This is a genomic window from Methanosarcina sp. MTP4, assembly GCF_000970045.1.
In the GTDB taxonomy this organism is placed as follows: Archaea; Halobacteriota; Methanosarcinia; order Methanosarcinales; family Methanosarcinaceae; genus MTP4.
The window spans coordinates 2,749,332-2,767,108 of record NZ_CP009505.1 but is presented as its reverse complement, the minus strand read 5'-3'; the positions used below and the strand labels follow the sequence as shown (position 1 = coordinate 2,767,108).

Genomic DNA, 17,777 nt, shown 5'->3' with positions numbered 1-17,777 from the left:
ATAAATCCTTTTTATCTATTACCTTCCTAATAACAAGGTGCCTTAAATCAACAAAAAGGGAGTGGGTAACATAGCTATTGAACTTGATCTTAAACGGACAGCTTTGCTCATAATCGACCCCCAGAACGACTTCTTATCCGAAGGCGGTGTTGTCTGGGACCTGGTCGGGGAAGGCGTGAAGGAAAACCATGTTGTAGAGCATCTGGTGCAGTTGAAGCAGACTGCAAAAGAAATCGGGATTCCGGTTGTTTATTCCCCGCACTACTATTCGGACGAGGAGTTCAGTTCCTGGTCGCACCTGAACCCGATCGACCGGCTTATGTTTGACCGGAAGATGTTCCGTAAGGGGACCTGGGGAGCTGAGTTTCACCCGCAGCTCCAGCCCGACGAAAATACCATCGTGCTCTCGCCCCACAAGGCGCTCAGCAACTTCTGGTCCGGGGACGTCCAGATCCAGCTCCGGCAGAGGAATATCCAGACAATCATCCTTGCCGGAATGTCCGCAAACCTCTGTGTGGAGTCCCATCTCAGGGACGCGATCGAACACGGCTTTGATGTGCTCGTGGTAAAGGACGCGACAACCGGCCCCGGGAAAGAAGCAACGCAGGCAGCTTATGTCAACTATGGGCTGATCGCAAACGAGGTCGTAACAACGGAGAAAATCATCCACAGGTTGGAACAGGCAGCAGAAAAACAGGCAGCAAAACCTATGGCATGAAGGGGTGGCCTGGGAAAACAGGAAATGCCTTTTGTGAATATTTCTACATTTCTAAAAAGCTGCAAATTTACTTTTTAATCTTTTTTTATTGTTGCCCTTTTTTTATCCTGGACATTACGTTTTGCTTTACCTCTTTTTCATACTTCTTCCAGCTGTGTTCATCAATTTCGGGCATGGAAAGCTCCGGGGCTTCGCCTCTTTCTTCTCCGCTGCAGGAATCGATTGCTTGCTGGATGACTGCAGGGTCGGTAGTTTCCACAAGGTCAATAACTTCTATTTCCCGGAGGAAGCGGGAGATAGAGGTCGCCGGGATTTCATTAAGGTAAGGGATCACTCCCTCTGACCCGACAATCTTTCGTGACCCTCCGAAAGCCGAAACCCCGTTTTCGGCAAGTGCCAGCAGGGATTGCCCGGCAAAATGGTCACTCTCCTTCCCGCAGACAAGCAGGCAGCTGATCCTGTGGTTCGAAAGCACATTGACTATCACCTTCTCAATCCCGAAGTTTTCCGTAAAACAGGTCCCACAGATGGCATAGTTTTTAAGGTTGAGGCTGCGGTAGTCCGAGGCAAGGGTTACGACTGCTACAGGAGAATTCGGGTCTCCTACTACATAATCACCGGGAGTTACGGGCCATTCCATGAAAAAGCTCCTTTTCTGAGTAATTGCTCACTTCTTAATTGTTTGTAGTACTCTCTTTAATTGTTTGTAGTACTCTCTTTAATTGTTTGTAGTACTCTCTTTAATTGTTTGTAGTACTCTTTTTGACGATGTGTAATTCTCTTTTAATGATTTGTTATACTTAATATATTAATTTCTGTTGAAATAGTTCTGTTGATAATGAAAAACTGAAAGTAAAGGGGAATTTTTAGGAAAAAATAAAGGCAACAACAATAATGAAACCAACAAAAGTAAAAAAACAACAGTAATAAAACCAACAAAAGCAAAAAAGAAACAACAGTAAAATCAACAAAAGTAAAAAAGAAAAAACAGTATAAATGTAAAAATTAGGAAAAAAAAAGAGGGGGTGGAAACTTAGTCGTTTCCGAGCCACATGTCGACCTGATCTCGATTGTTCTCGATCCACTTTGCGGCTGCATCTTCTTCCGTCATCCCCTGTTCCATGTCGTACATCACAGCTTCCATGTCTACAGGGGTCCATTCGAACCTTTCAAGGATTGCGTAGGCTTCGGGAGCATCCTCGTCTAAGCCGGGCCGGGCGATGGTCACGATATCTCCTTTATCTCCGTAAACGCCCTTTGGGTCATCAAGGTACTTGAGGTCCCAGCGCTGGAATTTCCAGTGGGGAGACCAGCCTGTTACAACAACCCATTCCTCGGAATCGATGGTGTCCATGAGAGTGGTGATCATGCTCACTTCACTGCCGGTCATTAATTCATAATCCAGGCCGTATTCTGCAATGGCTTCGTCACTGCTGATCATGATCCCGGCTCCTGGTTCGATGCCGATGATTTTTCCGTCGAACTTTTCCTTCTCGGAGTTCAACTCATCGATGGAGTCGATAGTCACGTATGCTGGCACTACGAGCCCGCACCTGGTGCCGCCTTCAAGGTTCTTTTTTACGTAGATAACGTCGTTTTCGTATTTGTCCATGTACTGTTTATGGGTGTCAGGCAGCCAGGCGTCTGTTAACAAGTCCGAAGACCCGGAGGCAACACTCTGCCAGGCAACTCCTACATCTGCCAACTTTAATTCTGTGTCATAGCCTGCTTCTTCAAGTACAAGCTTCATGACGTTTGAGCTGGATATGGATGTTCCGTAGGGGGTTGTTACAAGCACCACGGTTCCTTTTGAAGCAGCTGCGTTTTCGGGGGAATCCGTTGAATCAACACAGCCTGCGGCCAGCAGGGCAACTGCGAGAAGCAGGGCTGCAAGGGAAAAAGTAGATAATTTGTTTTTGATCACTCTATTGCACCTCCTTTGTAAAATAATGTCTCTGCATATCGAAATGTTCTTTTGGAACTTTCTCCGCACATCAAAAGCCAGCAAACAGGATGCGAAAACAGCCGAAAGCTGATAAAACACAGGGGATGAAAATCATTTTTCAGCCGGAGTTCACTGCCATGCACCGATTTCCCGCTCCGGGAACAGTCCCGACCACGGTTTATCAGATACTTCAAAACCGATATAAGATGCAGCGGAGGCGAATATTATATCCTATCGCACTTCGCTGCCTTTCCAGCATGGCATGGTCAGAAATATGAGATGGGTAACGGATTTCCTTTAAAGTTTTGAATGGAAATACATGATGAAAATCCTGGTAATATATGGGGGGTCAACTTCGAAAGGAATTTCCTTTCACGATTGTGTAAATCTGTTCTGTAAATTTCTCACCTGTAAGTGGCTCTTTTCGTCAGTTTGTTAACTTTTGACGATTACAAATTCGGGGAGTTTACTATAAATAGGTTACAGGTCCATAACCTTTATTTGTCAACAGGTAATATTTTTTAATATTTATTTAGCATTTTGTATTAACTTATGTTATTATTTTTTATTTTATTGACCTTGCTGCGTATTTTTTCCTTTTTTGCCGCCTATTTCCGGGTTAATCGCCGGCCGTCCATTCGTCTGTTCCTTTGTCTGTCCACCCTCACGGGTGCCTTTCTATCCACCCATCTGTCCATCTTATACATTCTCATTTTTGCCAGAGGCTTTGGAAGGTTCCGATTTAATGGAGAGTTTCTCAGAAAATCGGGTTTAAGCAGTTGGGTAATTGCCAGAGACCAGACCTGTTAACTGGTCCTCCTATTTCAAAATTCCGGATACTTTTATATATCATAAGCATAATATTTGATTAAAAAACAAGGGCGTATAATTGTTATTAAAAACTGCTTTTTGTTTTTATAATAAATATATTAGCTCTTCCTCCTGGTACTCTTCAGCCGCTTTTGCACAGTAGCATCTTGCTTTTTGCTTTGCTTTCGTGCGTGGAATCCGGGGTAAAAAACGATCTAACGCCTGTATAATGTAAAAAATGATAATTCGAAAGGTTCCGGAAAAGCGACAGGATGCCGATTCAGGGAAACCAGCCCGGAGGAAATTATAAGAACCAAGAGATGAGGAATTAACCTGGCTAATTACAGAAGCAATATGAGAAAGAGAAGGACAGGAAGCGCTAAACCAGTAGGAGACACTCCGGAAGTAACAAGGGTTCGCACCCCCCGCAAGGATAAAAACGAAGTCCTGGCAACGGTCGCAAGTTTACTGGGCTCGAAAAGAGTTGCTTTGCAGTGCATGGATGGAGTTGTCCGCATGGGCAGGATCCCCGGTTCCAGGAACAAAAAGATGTGGATTCGGGAAGGGGATATTGTTATTGCAACTCCCTGGGATATCCAGGACTCTAAAGCCGACGTAATCTGGAAATACACGAAACCCCAGGTCGACTGGCTCCAGAGAAAAGGGTACCTTAAAGACTAAATGAAGAACAGGATAAGATAAAGACAATTTATCCTGCAGCTCCTTTACTCCCTTTTTAATGTGCATTTTAAAATAAATTTTGATTTTTTTTCAGGCTATTTCTGTTCTGCCTTAAACCCATACCTTCAGGGCCACGGTTTTGTCAGTTTCATCGAGTCACTTTTCCCTGACTGTTTCAGGATACCTTTATATACATTGCTGGGGCTTGTATCAACAGCGAAAGTTAATAGACGTATAATCTGTTATTAAAAACTTCATTTTTGTTTGAGTGATAATTATTCATCTCTTGCTTTTTGGCGAAGTTTATTATTCGCTGACGTGAGATGAAGAAATGAGTTTTTCTGACAGGGTAATCGTTTCGGGACGACAATAGAGGTCCTCCGGAAATGCACAGTGTAACCTGTTCCGGCTATGGGTTGGATCGGGGTTCTGTTCAGGCCGAAAAAAAAATTTGCATTTCGCAGGGGCTTTTTTGTCAGGGCATGGAAAATTCCGGGAATATTCGGATTTAATTGTTGCAGGTATAACCGGATTACATCAATCCTTAATCAGTTTTGAAGTACTTTTGCTCACCTCTCTGCAAGGCAATCTTTAAGCAAAAAACTAATAATCGATTACAATCAGCTTATATTAAGCTACAACCTTATAGACATTTGCTTATATCATTTATAATAAAATAAAGAGCTTCTCCACCAATATTGTCGGAATATAACCGGTCCGAATTGAGATGAGAGGGGCAAACCACGAGGAGTTAATCTGGCTAATTATAGAAGCATAATGAGAAAGAGAAGGACAGGATCAAACACATCAACCAATTCTCCCGGCACTCCGGAAGTAACAAGGGTACGCACCCCCCGGAGAGAGAGAAACGAAGTTCTGGCAACGGTCACAACTCTGCTGGGCTCGAAAAGGGTCAGCCTGCAGTGCATGGACGGGGTTGTCCGTATGGGCAGGATTCCCGGTTCCAAGAAAAAGAGAATGTGGATTCGGGAAGGAGACGTTGTTATTGCAACTCCCTGGGATGTCCAGGACTCCAAAGCTGACGTAACCTGGAAATACACAAGACCCCAGGTCGAATGGCTCCAGAGAAAAGGTTACCTTAAAGACTGAAAAGAGTCTATTTCAGGTAAAACCGATCTTTCAGGTAAAACCGATAATTGTTTTACCTTTTCCATTACTCTTTTACATGATTAATTTGATTTTTAGACTAATTGTTTACTAAGCGGCATCTTTTGTGGGTTATATTTATATATCATAAACGTCCTGTATGAGTAATTAAAAATAAAGAGACGTATAATCATCTGTTGTTAAAAACCAATTTCGTTTTTAATCAAAGAGTTCTATACAATCTTATTTTTAAACACTATTGACTACCCGCTTGAGCGGAGGTGACAAGAAAATGGCTTTTAATGACAGAGGAAACAGTTTCAGAGGCAACAATTCCCGTGGAGGTTTCGGAGGCCCCAGGGAAATGCACAAGGCAATCTGTTCTGACTGTGGTGTTGAAACCGAAGTACCTTTCAAACCTGACCCGGAAAGACCCGTCTACTGCAGAGATTGTCTTCCCAACCACAGGAAACCCAGAGAAAACAGATACTAAGTGTTTGTTGTAACTTTGTTTACATTAACACTTATCCATTTTCATTTTTTTGTTTGTCTTTTTGTTTTTACCTTAAGCTGGCTTATACTTTTTTCTTCAGATTTCCGGATAGGGTTCTTGAAATATTTTTTATTCGTTTGTTTTGTTTGTTTGTTTGTTTGTTTGTTTGTTTGTTTGTTTGTTTGTTTGTTTGTTTGTTTGTTTGTTTGTTTGTTTGTTTGTTTGTTTGTTTGTTTGTTTGTTTGCAAGATTTTTTATCGTCCCCCGATTTTCATAAATACATTTATATAATTTGACTGCCATATAATATGTAGGAGCTAAATAGGTCTGTAATCTGTTATTCAAAACTCATTTTTGTCCTTGTTTTTGTTTTTTTGTTTAATGAGTTCTGTATAATCTTATTTTCAGAATATTTGCTATCCGCTTAGGTGGAGTCTTCCTAAATTGAATTTGAAAAATCACACAACGAGGTGTTAATCTGGCAAATTACAGAAGTAATATGAGAAAAAGAAGGTTAGGTTCAAGCAAAGTAGTAAAATCAGGAGATAGTCCGGAAGTAACAAGGGTACGTACTCCCCGAAGAGACAAAAACGAAATCCTTGCAACGGTTGCTAGTTTACTCGGCTCGAAAAGAGTCAGCCTGCAGTGTATGGATGGGATTGTCCGCATGGGCAGGATTCCCGGGTCCAGGAAAAAGAGAATGTGGATCAAGGAAGGAGATGTTGTCATAGCCAACCCCTGGGAAGTCCAGAACTCTAAAGCCGACGTAACCTGGAAATACACAAGACCCCAGGCAGAGTGGCTCGAAAGAAAAGGATACCTCAAGTGCTGATTTAAATGCATGGGTATCTTAAGTGCTAATTAAAGGCATCTGGAAAATGGTGCCTGAAGTGAAAGTGTTTAACAAGGTGTCCAGCAAAAGTGTCTAACAAAGGTATCTGAATAAAGATGCCTGAAATTCATATTTACTTTTCTGCAGGAACCTGTCTATGCTGTTTATGCTGTCTATGTTGATGTGGGCCGGGTTCTATAGACGATAACTTATTTATATATTTTATGTTATTCCTTCTTTATGAAAAATTATGACCCGGTTAAAGTTGGCTATGCCGTCATAATTATCCTGGTTTCATTGTATGCTTTATACATTACGTCCGCTTTTTTCTATGTGCTTATCCTCAGTTGCCTTTTTGCGTACATCATCCATCCTGCTTACGTTTTTTCCCTTAAGTTCGTGAAGAACAGGCAAATTTCCGCTTTAATTCCCCTTGTCATGATCTTTCTTTTTGCCACTTTCTTTACCGTCAGCACAGTAGGGGTTTTGCTGAACGAGGTCTCAAAAATTCTGGAAATTCCCAATACATTAAACGGGTTTGCAAACATAAACCTCCGGCAGATCATAGGGCTTTTCGAGCCTTTTATTTCTACTCCTCCCGGGGAATTAACAGAAAACATAGGCTCGTCCCTGAACACCCTGGTAACGGGCCATGCCCCTGAAATCCAGGGGCTCATCTTTCGGGTCTCCTCTGACTTGACCATCCTTACTGTTGAACTGGCTGTGGTCATCATCCTGACTTACTACCTGCTGGTCGAAAGCTCAAATATCGCTGCAGAGCTCCCGAACCTCTTCCCCGACAAAAAGGTAGGGCTAATTTTCCTGACCGAGCTCAACCACATTTACCACAACCTTTTCAACGTCTACTTCCTGACCTGCTTCCTGACCGGCATATTCGGAGGAATCCTCTACTGGATCCTGGGTGTCCCCTACCCCATTATCTGGGGAATCTTTACCTTTGTCCTGGCACTTCTCCCCGTGGTCGGAGCAGGGACAGTCTTCGGGCTCCTTGCCCTTTACTATGTCCTCCTGCAGGAGTTCTTTACTGCAGCTGCCCTGCTAGTCTTTGGTACCCTTTTCCTGAGCATAGTCCCGGACTTCATCATCAGACCAAGACTTGCCAAAAGCAAAGCAGCAATCCATCCCGCAATCACCCTTGTGGCCTTTGCAGCCCCCCTCTTTGTCCTGGGGCCGGTGGGGATCATCATCGGGCCACTGACTTATGGATTTTTGCTTGCGGCTTACAGGACGAGAAAAATTCTGAATAATGGAGAATCCCCTTCAGATGAAGATCCACTTGATACTGTTTTTGAGAATAAAACCGCAGGAAACGAAGCCATGGGAAGTGAAGCCATAGGAAGTGAAGCCATGGGAAGTGAAGCCATGGGTAATGAACCTGTGGCTTGATATGTCAAAGTTTGTTCGGTACAAAAACGGTTAAACACGGTTAAACACGGTATTCAGTCCGCCTTGCTTTGAAACCGTTTCCTTAAAGATTGCTTGGGCGAAGGTCGAGATTTTCGGATAGGAGGGTGGAAAGGGCGGCTTTTTCTCGATCCGGGGATATTTTGGCTGGGCTGGGGGCGATGGTCCGGGATGGTATTCTTGGTATGTCTTTTGGGGGGATGTAAGACCGGGGTTACATGCAGCTGATTCTGGTGAAGGGGGTTTCTTTATCCTCTTTTTTATGAGTAACTTTTATATAATTTGATTGTGCAATGATTGTATTGAAAATTAAGAGACGTATAAAGTCTGTTATTAAAAACCAATTTTTGTTTTTAATCTAAGGGTCTATACCATCTTGTTTTTGATCTATGACTATCCGCTAAAGCGGAGGTGAAACGAAAATGGCTTTTAATGACAGAAATTCCGGAGGTTTCCGCGGTAACCGTGGACCAAGGGAAATGACAAAAGTGACTTGCTCTGACTGCGGTGTTGAAACCGAAGTACCGTTCAAACCCACCGAAGGCAGACCAGTATACTGCAGGGATTGCCTTGCAAAGCACAGGTAATTCTAAAGATAATCTGCGTCAGGTGGTAATTCTGTAATTAAGTTTACAGTAACGCCTGATTCATCTTTTCTTTTTTTGGTTTATTCTCTTTGTTTCTTTACTTATTTTCACCAGGTGGAGCCCTGTATTTTTGAAGAGGAAGGGTGTAAATGGTGGCTTTTTCTCGATCTGAGGATTTCGCTCAAGTGGGTTATAATAACTATCTTTTTATTTTTTGCCTGGAATCTCCTCCCGCTCATCCCCTCCGCAGGTATAAATAAAATCACCGGGATATGATTTATAAGACGTTTTTTAATGAGGAAAGGTCAAATGAGAGAATTTACTGTTGTGATCGAGCAGGATGAAGATGGAATTTATGTGGCATACGTGCCTGAACTTGAGGGCTGCCATACCCAGGCGGAGACTCTGGACGAACTGAACAGGCGGATAAAAGAAGCTATTGAGCTCTACCTTGAGGTCGAATCTGAAAAAACCGGGGAAAAACTCGATTTTATCGGGATTCAGAAGGTTAAGGTTGGCATCTGAATGAGTAAGATTAGCCCTCTTCCTCACAAAAAAGTCATAAAAACACTTGAAAACCTGGGATTTGAACAGATAAGGCAGAAGGGCAGCCACCTGTTTATTAGGCATCCCGATGGCAGGACAACGATCATTCCGGTGCATCCGACTGAAAAGATTGGAAAAGGTATGATCAACAAAATCATAAAGGATGTAAAAATTACCAGGGATGAGTGGATCGAACTCATAAAGAGCCTTATCGTTTTCTAACACCCGAGTTCCGCTTCGGGATCACAGAAAATCGGTGATTTTCTGGGAGTTGCGATGTAATCGCAACAGCACGGTGTCCTTTTCGCTCACTTCGTTCGCTCAAGAGGACGATTTTAGGTGGGTTTTAATGATTGATGAGGCGGAGGCCGGGATTTTTGAAGAGGGATGTAGGTAAAGGGGCGTTATTTCTCGATTAGAGGAGTTCGTTCGTCGGATTTCCATAACTTCTTTTTTATTTTTCGTCCGGACGGCTACCCCGCTCAGCCCCCACGAACCGTTTGCTAACTCGAAGTTCTACCTTGCCCCTTTCAAAGTCTTTCATCAGCTTTCTAAAAGATTGATGAGGAGGAGGCCGGGATTTTTCTTTTGTCTCCCGGCATGTTCAGTCTCTCCTTCGAGTCGAATTTTTTCTTTTGCTGCCCGAGGTTGTGCTCTTCGAGCTGCATTCATACCTGTCGGTGTCTTTTCCTTCCCCGATCTCGTATTCAAGCTCTGTAGCAACACCCAGAGCCTGTGTTTTTGGATGAAGGACTCTAACATAATAATCAAGAATGACATCTTCCATACATTCCGAGCCATCCCGGTCGTCAAGCGAGGCATATGCAAGAAAAGTGAGGGCTGTGACTTTTTTTGAGTTCAGGTTTACCCGGTAGATGGGGTGCTGTCTATCGCTCGTGTCCTTTTCGAGCAGGCCGAGCTTCGTCAGGGAGTTGAGGATCTTTCGGACGGTGGGAGCTGAAGCCCCGGTCAGTTCTTCAAAATAGTGTGGTCGGTAGTAGCGGTGCGGATCGGCTATGATTTCTTCTATGATTCTGGTCCGGGCATTGTCCCCGAAAAGGCCCCCATATGGCTTGTCCAGGAAGGGCTCAAGGTCTTCCGGCAGTTCCGGAAGGTTTTCCCCAGTTGTATCTGTCATACATGATTATATGACGTTTTTCGTCTTAAACCCTACTTTTATTTTCTGTTACAGAAAATATTTTTTCTATTGGCTTAATATCCTGGATGTTTTCCTGGATGTTATATTTTTTTCTTATGTTTGTGGTGAGGGACTTCAAGATCGTGGAATATCATCCATCTGTCTGCCCATACCTTGTTCTTTAAAAAAACGACTTTTTCTCCGCGTGAACGGTAAATAGCAATAATTTCCGGGCTTAATGAATTGACAGTGTATTCGATGTCGAGACCTTCGCTTTCCCACTTTCTCATGCACTCGGAAAGTTTTCTTATAGCTCCTCGCTTTTTTAGCCAGGCTATGAATTCAGTCGTTTGATATGAAGGGGTCGGAGGGAAAGGCTCGGTGGATTCTGAAACAGAATCAAAATCAGAATCTGGATTGGAATCTGTATCATACTCTTTGCTTTCAACAGGTTTTGAACTATCTGGCATTTACCATTTTTCTATTACTTTTGAGTATAAATTATTTTTGAAGTTTACAATTGCACAAGGGATTTGCTATTGCACAAAAAAATAATTTCCATGCGATTAGCGGTGTAATGTGGGGCGTAGATTATGCAGACAATGTTTTTTCCTTGTTGTTGTTTTTCTGTAACTTTCTTCATTCATTCAAGGCATAATTTAAGGACAGGCCGGTCACCTTCGGTGACCGTGGACAAAAACCACGGAAGACACCATTCCGGTTATCCCGGCACAACCCAAGCCGCCCGATAAAAGTACCCTGTTTTCAACCATCCAGCAGAGTCGCTTCTACCACATGCAATCCCATAATCGCCCTTCACCTCATCCTCGTATTATACGTGTGGTACAGCGTGTACAGCAGGTAAATGAGGAAAGCCAGGGCGATGATCTGCTTTGTATAGACCACTTCTGTCCTGACGGTTTTTTCGGTGGTGGTTTTTGAGTCTTCTATGATCCGGGTATAGAGGTCCTCTTTGGTGTAAACTTTTCCGCCGTTTTCGCGGACGGCTGTTTTGAAGAGGGGGTTTTCGCCGATGTAGATGTATTCGTCGGCGTGGTTTACGGAGACTGGTCTGGAGGAGGCATTCAGGATGAAGGCGATTTCTGAGTCGGAGGCGTCGAGGGGGATTACGGAGTAGGGGGTTTCGGAGATGTTGTGGAGGCCGAAGGTTTCAGGGATGACGTAGGACTCGTACATGTTGCTCCCGATTGAGCTTATTTCCATGGGTTCTTTGTCGAAGTAGAGGTCAGGGGTGCCTTTTTTGCTGGTGGTGATCAGGATTCTGCCTGGCTGGTTCATTTTGAGGTCAGGGACTTTTAGCTGGACCGGCTGGCCGGTGTCGGTGTCTGCGACTGCCCAGTTCAGGGTCCTTGTGATAAGGAGGCTGTCGTTTTCGAGGTAGAGGCCGGGAGCCCAGGGGATTCCGCCGCCGTAGCCGTTGTCGGTGCTGATCGAGGCTACGCGGCCAAGGCCCAGTCTCCAGACCGTGAGCACGGGTTTTCCAAGCCTCGTTATTACCAGGCGGTTTGCTTCGGGCCTGGGGTTTACGTCATTGTAGCCCAGGATGTCATTTATTCCTGAAATGTCCCTGGTAATGAAATGTTTCGGGTCGTAGATGACGATAGATCCGGAAGAGTAGTCGTCTTCGGTGTCCTCGGTTTTTTCCGGGCTTTCCCCGAAGTTGAGGTTCACCCTCTGCCCGGGTTCTATCCTGTAATAATTTTCGGACAGGTGGATCCTGTTCATCAGGGTATCGGCGTAGTACCTGCCCTCGCGGTTGACCTGGAGCTCGGCTCTCGGGGAATGTATGTGGATAAAGTAAATGCCAATCCCACTGTCCTTAAGCTCCTGTGCACGCACAATTGCTTTTTCGAAACTGCCTACCCCCTCGCCGGGGGTGCCGATCCTGCCGTCGGAGACGATTATAATTTCGGCTTCCGCATCATCATCCTGTGCTTCGAGGAGGTGGCGTGCGGTTAAAAGGCCCTGTTCGAGGGCTGTGGAGTCTCCCCTGGGGGTTATTCTCCGGATCTCGGAATCAAGCCAGACCCTGTTTGACTCTCTGGACATATCCAGGAATCCGTCCGTGATATCCTCTCCTTTGCTCCCGAATTTAATTACGTCGACTCTTGCATCTTTCAGGAGCTCGCTTTCGAGAAGCACGATAGTGTTGGACAGGATGTCGTCAAGGACCTTTCCTCCTATGTTATTGCTCTCCAGGGTACTCGGGGAAACGTCGAGCATCAGGACAATATTTCTTCCGCCCCGCCAGCTGGAAGGGTTGGAGGTAACCGGGAGGAGTTCTTCGAATTTCGTGTTCCTGTACGTGTCCTCTTCCGGTAAATCATAAGCAGAGTCCCCGCCGACAACTACCATTCCGCCCCCGTTAAGGATGAATTTTCTCAGGTTCTCGGTTTCGGAATCCGAGATGGTAGACGTAGCCTGGTTGTCGATTACCACAGCGTCCATGCCGTCCAGGTAATTATATGACTTCCTTGCGTGTACCTCATAGACTTCTTTCAAGACGTAGGAAAGAGGGGAATCAGGCTCATTGGTAACGAAAAGCACCTTCGGCTTCGGGGTTACGTAGATGCTCTTCATGTAATGGTTATTTTCTTCGAAATAGTCCATACCTCCCGGCCGGTAGGTCGCGGGGTGGAGGGTTGCTTTCAGGGTATGCGGACCCAGGGTCTCGAAGGTGTGGGTGAAAGGAATACTTACTATTCTTTCGGTCTGGTTAATTTCCCGTTCCATGATTTTTACACGGTCGACCGTAATCCTCAGTTTGTAACTAATTTCTTCTTTTTCGTCTTCCTCGGTTGATTTCCTGATATGGGCTGTAAAGAAAGCTTCGGAATCCACCGGAACTTCATTTTCGCCTTCAATCTCTATACTGAGGTCTTCTTCAAGGGTTTCCGGGACCAGGGCTGCTACCGGAAAATTGTTCCTGTAGCAGTAGGAAAGGGCGTCTTCAAGTGAAGTCCCGGAGTTTCCCTGCCCATCCGAGACCACAAGTACAAAGTTATCAGCCGAAGCCTGCTGGATAATGGCGTCGCCCAAAGCGGTATTCGGGCCCGAAACCGTTGTGGCCGTCGCGGGAATGCTGTTGCCGAGTTCTTCTGTGATCTCTTCTGCGACCCCTTCCCGGAGCAGTTCCATACTGGGGCTTTCGTCCGAAATTATGGTGACCCGGGACTGGTCACTTTTTATGGAGGCTATTTCCGCAGTATAGGGCGCTGCAAGCGCTATGATCAGGAGGAAGGCAACCAGGGCGTGGATAAAGAGATGTCTCTTATAAACTTTTTTCCTGAGCCCCAGGAATACCATCAGTGCCAGGGGAAAGAGGAGGAACAGTTCTTTTTCGTAGAGGAAATCAAGTTCGTAGCTGATTCCGGCGGAATTCAGAATTCCGAAACCGTTCAGGAAATCAAGGCCGTGAGGGCCGTCAATAATCATATGATCCTCCTCCTGAACATGATCAGGTTTTCAATGACCAGGAGCAGCAGTAGGGCGTAAATCAGGTATTTCCGGGCTTTGTACGGGGATTGCGTGCGGATTTCCTGTTTCAGGTCTTCCTCTTTTTCGGGTTCAAGGTGCAGCCGGTTGCTGGTATAGGTATTTGATTCCAGGGGGTCGTAGAGGTTGGCAGCAATCGTTTTCTGGTCCAGGCTGTAAAAGCCGCACTCGTCGTAGTATGCAAAGTCACTACTAACTGTTTCTGTCGGGGTTCCGATCCTGGTTTTGTGTTCTAACGGCTGGTACCTGCCTGTTCTCACGTTAGTCTCGCTGATTTCCCCGACCCCCCATATGTACTTGAGCAGCTTTGCCCAGAATACGGGGTATGTGGGCATGGTATGGAAGTTGTTCCAGGGGTCGTTATCGGCAGCGTCACTGAAACCCACATAGGCTGTCGTCCCGTTGTATATGTTCCAGGTAGAGACCATGGGGCCTGTATCTTTGCCTGCGCCCTTAAGTTCCGCAAGCACGACAGCATCTTCTTTTGGGGTAGTAGTCAGGAATTTGCGCACGTATATTTCCTCGAAGGTGACGTCTTCAAAAATATTCTTCCCGCTTCCTGCCGCTTCGACAGTGTGGCTGCCCTCTTCTTCGAATGATTTTACGCTGACCGGAAGGACGGGGTAAAGCCCGTGCATTTCCGAACAGTTGTAAAGGCAGCCGTTCCCGATGACTACCAGTTCTTTCCCGCTTTTCGCATAGTCGGCGATTTTCCGGGCACTTTTAGAGGGCAGCGGGCCGTATTTGCAGTTTACGATAATCGTATCGTACATTGTGTAGTCCGAAGGAAGCCCGTCGAGGAGCTTATAATGCACATCAACGACCGTATTTTGCATCAGCGATACGGCTGTCAGCAGGGCTGACCTGTTGACCGCAGGGTCCTGGTCCGTCAGTACGAGGATCCGTTTCGGGGTGATTTCGGGGATGGAGATGTAAGCGCTGTTGTCGCAGGGGACAGCGTCCTTGTTCAGGATTTTCACGGTAGAGGTCCCCTGGCGGATGTTGGAGAAGGTGATTTGCTGTGTCCCGTATTTTCCCAGGGTGACCGAGTTTCTCACTTTCTGGGTGGGAAAGAGTTCGGACTTGCTTTCCAGCCGGACATCGAGTTTTGTGCTTTTATCATTGAAGTTTTTGACAGTGCAGGTATATTCATAGGTCCCGTCATTCCTGTCCGTCAGGTGCCCGGCTATGATTGCGTAGTTAGGGGTCTTTTCTCCTACCTGTTTGAATTCAAGTTCGATATTTTTGGTCCTGGCGATATTGACGTATGTTTCAGGTGCCTTCCCGTCCCAGTTTTCAAAATCGGATATGACTATTACTTTCCCATTCTCGCTCTCTTTTTCGCCTATGACCGCCAGAACCGTTTTTGGGATATCAGTCCCTGTGTTCCGGGCTTCCATGCCGGAAAGGACTTCTTTTGCATCAGCTGCGTCCAGGGATTCCGCAAGTATCATGGGAATGCTTTCTGCGGCGATAATCGTGTTTTTCCTGCCCAGGTTGTTTATCGCGATTTCCTGTGCGGCTTCGATCCGGCCGTCCGAACTCATGCTGGCAGAGGAGTCTATGATGAATATGACCTTTCTCGAGTCTCCTGCAAGGTCGTCTACCATGGGACCTGCAAGGGCGAAGGCTATGAAAATCAGGGTCAGGAGCTGAAGGAAAAATAGTGGGTCGTTTATCCTGTTGCTGAGCTTGCGCCGGGCATCGAGGACGTTCTGCCCTATCCGCTGCACGAACATAAGGGTAGGTAAGACAAACTTTTTCGGGCGGGGTTTGAGCAGGTATACTATGGTCAGGGGAATAATTCCTGCAAGCGCGGCCAGACCCGGAGAAAATTCAAAGTCCATGGGCGGGATCACCTTTTACTTATCTTTCACCTATGATTCTGAGGACAGTGTCAAAGGGCTGGTTTTTTATGTTTACCCTGAAGTAAGGGATCTGGAAGTCGTATGCGATCTTCTCAAGCCCTGCCACGTGCCTGCCGTATTCGGCAGCATATTCTTTCTTGAACTGCGGCCCCACTACGATGTTAAGTTCTTTGCCTGTCTCACTGTCAATGAATTTGGTTGCCCCGTCCAGGGTTTCGGGCAGGTCGATCTCGGTTTCCTCATAGAGCTGTACAAGGACGAGCTCGTGCCTGGAAAGCCTGCGGACAGCGTAGCGGATTGAGTCCAGGTCGTCCAGGAAATCCGAAATTATCAAAACCATTGATTTTGTCTTGATCCTCGGGTATACGGAATCTGCACAGTCTGCAAGTTTCGTTTCTCCGCTGACCGGAATTCTAGATAAGCTGTCGATGGTCCTGAGAAACTCGTTTCTTCCTTTCCGGGCCCTGGCATAGTCCACGTCGTCCGTAAAGGTCGAGATCAGGTACCTGTCGTTGTATTTCATTACGATATAGGAGACCCCTAAGGCTATCGTTGCCCCGTATTCGTACTTGGTCGGGGTAGTTCCCGGAAAGACCATGCTGCTGCTGGCATCGAGCAGGATGACCATGTTCAGGGTCTTGTCTTCCTCGTACCTGCGTATGTACAGCCTTTCCGTGCGGGCATAGAGGTTCCAGTCGATGTCCTTTAAGGAATCCCCCTGATTGTATTTCCTGTGGTCCACAAGTTCGATCCCCGTCCCTTTCATGTTTGAGATGTGGCTGCCCGAGTGAACTGCAGCTACCCTTTTTTTGAGAAGGAGCGTGTACCTGTCGAGCCGGGTAAGGAATGAAGTATCGATCTTATGTTTTTCACCATCCATGTTTCACCACCGCCTCAGGCCCTGTTTTGTCCCTGCAAGCACTATGCTTTCCAGCCACATTTTCCGTCTGTTTTCCAGCATGTTTTCCGCATATTTTTCCAGCATGTTTTACGGCCACGTTTCTCATTTAATGGCTCATTTAGGAACCCGTTTCATGACTCTTTTCAAAAATCACTTCAAACCGTTCAGACCCATTTTCATAACCCGTTTCAGGGCTACTCACTGCAAAGCTTCAGTAATTGTCCTGTCTGTCAGGATTTTTTCTATGATCTCGTCGCTGTTTACGTTGTCCCGGGCAGCGTCAAAGGACAGGATAATCCTGTGGCGGAGGACCGGGAGGACCATGAAGTCAATATCCTCTTTGTCGACATATCCCCGGTTGTCGAGAAGCGCGTTTGCCTTTGCACAGAGGATCAGGGCAATTGAGGCACGGGGTGAGGCTCCAGCTTCGATCATTTCTGGCATGTTCCTGGTCCGGTTTACGATGTCGATTGCGTATTTCTTGAGCTTGTTGGAGATAGGGATCCTCCGGGTGATTTCCTGGAGTTCGATGAAGGTCTGCCTGTCTATGCACTTTTGGACAGTCGGCCTGAAAGCTTCAGCATAACGGTTTACGATCTCGAATTCCTCGTCCGGGTTCGGGTAGGTCAGGAGGATTTTCATTAAGAACCTGTCAAGCTGGGCTTCGGGGAGTGCGTAAGTCCCTTCCATTTCAAGCGGGTTCTGGGTTGCAAGGATAAAGAAAGGTTTGTCCAGGGCATAGGTTGTGTTTGCCACCGTGACCTGTTTTTCCTGCATTGCTTCGAGCAAGGCGGACTGGGTCTTGGGAGATGCGCGGTTGATTTCGTCCGCAAGGACAATATTTGCAAAGACGGGCCCAAGTTTAAACTGGAAACGTTTGCCGCCTTTTTCGTCTTCTTCAATGATATCGGTCCCTGTGATATCCGAAGGCATAAGGTCAGGCGTACATTGGATCCTGCTGAACCTCATGTTCATGATCTGGGAGATGGTGGATATGGTCAGGGTTTTTCCCAGCCCCGGGTTGCTTTCGACCAGGACATGGCCTTCGCACAACATGGCTATGAGGATCTGCCGGATCATTTCTTTCTGCCCGACGATAGCGTTTCCAACTTCTCTGAAGATGGTTTCGAAAATCTCCTGAGCCCTTTCGTAAGTGGGTTTTAAGTCAAGTTCCGAGTTATCCAGCTGGATTTCCTGTTCATATCTCATG

The 17,777-nt window shown here is 46.0% G+C and carries 18 protein-coding genes; 9 read left to right on the top strand and 9 right to left on the bottom strand.

What is annotated here, in order from left to right:
* The first annotated feature begins 61 nt into the window (after positions 1–61).
* Complete coding sequence (locus MSMTP_RS11470; protein WP_048179458.1) at positions 62–718, top strand: cysteine hydrolase; 657 nt, start codon at positions 62–64, stop codon at positions 716–718.
* 85 nt (positions 719–803) lie between these two features.
* On the opposite strand, the gene MSMTP_RS11465 is transcribed toward MSMTP_RS11470, so the two are convergent.
* The gene (locus MSMTP_RS11465; protein ID WP_048179456.1) at positions 804–1,358 is read right to left on the bottom strand and encodes a tetrahydromethanopterin S-methyltransferase subunit A; all 555 of its coding nucleotides are present in this window, start codon (positions 1,356–1,358) and stop codon (positions 804–806) included.
* Positions 1,359–1,751: 393 nt separating this feature from the next.
* The gene (locus MSMTP_RS11460) at positions 1,752–2,642 is read right to left on the bottom strand and encodes a glycine betaine ABC transporter substrate-binding protein (protein WP_048179452.1); all 891 of its coding nucleotides are present in this window, start codon (positions 2,640–2,642) and stop codon (positions 1,752–1,754) included.
* 1,185 nt (positions 2,643–3,827) lie between these two features.
* On the opposite strand from MSMTP_RS11460, the gene eif1A (MSMTP_RS11455) reads away from it, so the two are divergent.
* The 3 genes from eif1A (MSMTP_RS11455) to MSMTP_RS11445 all read left to right on the top strand — a co-directional run bounded on the left by eif1A (MSMTP_RS11455) (position 3,828) and on the right by MSMTP_RS11445 (position 5,754).
* A complete protein-coding gene (gene eif1A / locus MSMTP_RS11455; protein WP_048179450.1) occupies positions 3,828–4,154 on the top strand; it encodes a translation initiation factor eIF-1A in 327 nt (108 codons plus the stop codon).
* 777 nt (positions 4,155–4,931) lie between these two features.
* Complete coding sequence (eif1A, locus tag MSMTP_RS11450) at positions 4,932–5,264, top strand: translation initiation factor eIF-1A (protein WP_048179447.1); 333 nt, start codon at positions 4,932–4,934, stop codon at positions 5,262–5,264.
* A gap of 289 nt (positions 5,265–5,553) precedes the next feature.
* The gene (locus MSMTP_RS11445; protein ID WP_048179445.1) at positions 5,554–5,754 is read left to right on the top strand and encodes a CxxC-x17-CxxC domain-containing protein; all 201 of its coding nucleotides are present in this window, start codon (positions 5,554–5,556) and stop codon (positions 5,752–5,754) included.
* Positions 5,755–5,795: 41 nt separating this feature from the next.
* Here the strand turns inward: MSMTP_RS11445 and MSMTP_RS11440 are convergent, their stop codons facing one another.
* Positions 5,796–6,002 (bottom strand): hypothetical protein, encoded by a 207-nt coding sequence (locus MSMTP_RS11440; RefSeq protein WP_156153807.1) that lies wholly within the window; start codon positions 6,000–6,002, stop codon positions 5,796–5,798.
* A 251-nt stretch (positions 6,003–6,253) separates the two neighbouring features.
* On the opposite strand from MSMTP_RS11440, the gene eif1A (MSMTP_RS11435) reads away from it, so the two are divergent.
* The 5 genes from eif1A (MSMTP_RS11435) to MSMTP_RS11415 all read left to right on the top strand — a co-directional run bounded on the left by eif1A (MSMTP_RS11435) (position 6,254) and on the right by MSMTP_RS11415 (position 9,366).
* Positions 6,254–6,586: a translation initiation factor eIF-1A gene (gene eif1A, locus MSMTP_RS11435; protein WP_048179443.1), complete on the top strand. Its 333-nt coding sequence runs from the start codon at positions 6,254–6,256 to the stop codon at positions 6,584–6,586.
* Positions 6,587–6,826: 240 nt separating this feature from the next.
* Complete coding sequence (locus tag MSMTP_RS11430) at positions 6,827–7,993, top strand: AI-2E family transporter (RefSeq protein ID WP_082090599.1); 1,167 nt, start codon at positions 6,827–6,829, stop codon at positions 7,991–7,993.
* Positions 7,994–8,433: 440 nt separating this feature from the next.
* Positions 8,434–8,598 (top strand): CxxC-x17-CxxC domain-containing protein, encoded by a 165-nt coding sequence (locus tag MSMTP_RS11425; protein WP_048179440.1) that lies wholly within the window; start codon positions 8,434–8,436, stop codon positions 8,596–8,598.
* A 309-nt stretch (positions 8,599–8,907) separates the two neighbouring features.
* Positions 8,908–9,123, top strand: coding sequence for a type II toxin-antitoxin system HicB family antitoxin (locus MSMTP_RS11420; protein ID WP_048179437.1), 216 nt, complete (start codon positions 8,908–8,910; stop codon positions 9,121–9,123).
* Positions 9,124–9,366: a type II toxin-antitoxin system HicA family toxin gene (locus MSMTP_RS11415; RefSeq protein ID WP_048179436.1), complete on the top strand. Its 243-nt coding sequence runs from the start codon at positions 9,124–9,126 to the stop codon at positions 9,364–9,366. It begins immediately after the preceding gene.
* Positions 9,367–9,748: 382 nt separating this feature from the next.
* Here MSMTP_RS11415 and MSMTP_RS11410 read toward each other — a convergent pair whose 3' ends face one another.
* From MSMTP_RS11410 to MSMTP_RS11385, 6 genes are all read right to left on the bottom strand, one after another.
* Positions 9,749–10,282 carry a hypothetical protein gene (locus tag MSMTP_RS11410; protein ID WP_048179432.1) on the bottom strand — a complete coding sequence of 178 codons (534 nt, stop codon included), beginning with the start codon at positions 10,280–10,282 and terminating at the stop codon, positions 9,749–9,751.
* Between the two features lie 101 nt (positions 10,283–10,383).
* Positions 10,384–10,752 (bottom strand): hypothetical protein, encoded by a 369-nt coding sequence (locus MSMTP_RS11405; RefSeq protein WP_052718387.1) that lies wholly within the window; start codon positions 10,750–10,752, stop codon positions 10,384–10,386.
* A 346-nt stretch (positions 10,753–11,098) separates the two neighbouring features.
* A complete protein-coding gene (locus MSMTP_RS11400; RefSeq protein WP_082090598.1) occupies positions 11,099–13,738 on the bottom strand; it encodes a VWA domain-containing protein in 2,640 nt (879 codons plus the stop codon).
* Positions 13,735–15,645, bottom strand: coding sequence for a BatA domain-containing protein (locus tag MSMTP_RS11395; protein WP_048179430.1), 1,911 nt, complete (start codon positions 15,643–15,645; stop codon positions 13,735–13,737). Before MSMTP_RS11395 ends, MSMTP_RS11400 begins: the two co-directional genes overlap by 4 nt.
* A gap of 19 nt (positions 15,646–15,664) precedes the next feature.
* Positions 15,665–16,546 (bottom strand): DUF58 domain-containing protein, encoded by an 882-nt coding sequence (locus tag MSMTP_RS11390; protein WP_048179427.1) that lies wholly within the window; start codon positions 16,544–16,546, stop codon positions 15,665–15,667.
* Positions 16,547–16,765: 219 nt separating this feature from the next.
* Complete coding sequence (locus MSMTP_RS11385) at positions 16,766–17,776, bottom strand: MoxR family ATPase (protein WP_048179425.1); 1,011 nt, start codon at positions 17,774–17,776, stop codon at positions 16,766–16,768.
* Between the last annotated feature and the right edge of the window lies 1 nt (position 17,777).